Source organism: Massilia sp. CT11-108, assembly GCF_047302915.1.
GTDB classification, from domain to species: domain Bacteria; phylum Pseudomonadota; class Gammaproteobacteria; order Burkholderiales; family Burkholderiaceae_D; genus Telluria; species Telluria orientalis.
Genome location: NZ_JBKYMO010001150.1, coordinates 1 through 605 on the forward strand (window position 1 = coordinate 1; position 605 = coordinate 605).

General features: G+C 71.1%; 1 protein-coding gene. It reads left to right on the plus strand.

Going from position 1 to position 605, the window contains the following annotated elements:
- On the plus strand, positions 1-605 hold a 605-nt coding region (locus tag ACEN88_RS33680), incomplete at both ends, for a GGDEF domain-containing protein (RefSeq protein WP_413346696.1).

Sequence of the window (605 nt, forward strand, 5' to 3'; positions counted from 1 at the left end):
CGCACCCGCCTGGCGCATCGGCCATCTCGCGCCGCTGGCCGCGTTCGCGGGCAGCCTGTGGCTGGAGACGCAGCTGGGCGGGCCCGGCGTGATCTCCTTTCCGATTCCCGCCATGCTGTGGTGCGCGCTGACGTACAGCCTGTTCGCCACGGCGGGCATCACCTTGCTGTTCTCGATGTGGACCCTGCTCGCGATCGCCAGCGGCATGCTCGCGATCGGCGCCGCCGTCGATACCCCGCAGGCCGTCATGTCGCTGCGCGTTGGCGTGACGCTGACGGCGCTGGCCCCGCTGGCCGTCGCGAGCGTGATGGTGGCGCGCAACGAACTACTGGCGCGGCTGCGGCACGCGGCGTCGCACGATCCGCTCACGCAGGTGCTCAACCGCGGCGGCTTCATGGCGCGTGCGGACACTGTGCAGGCGGCCGCCGTGCTGATGATGGATATCGATTTTTTCAAGAAGGTCAACGACACCCACGGCCACGCGGCCGGTGACGAAGTGCTGACCCATTTCGCGCGCGTGGCGGCGGGGTGCCTGCGCGCGGGCGACGTGCTGGGACGCCTGGGCGGCGAGGAATTCGCCGTGCTGCTGCCCGGCTGCGCGCCCG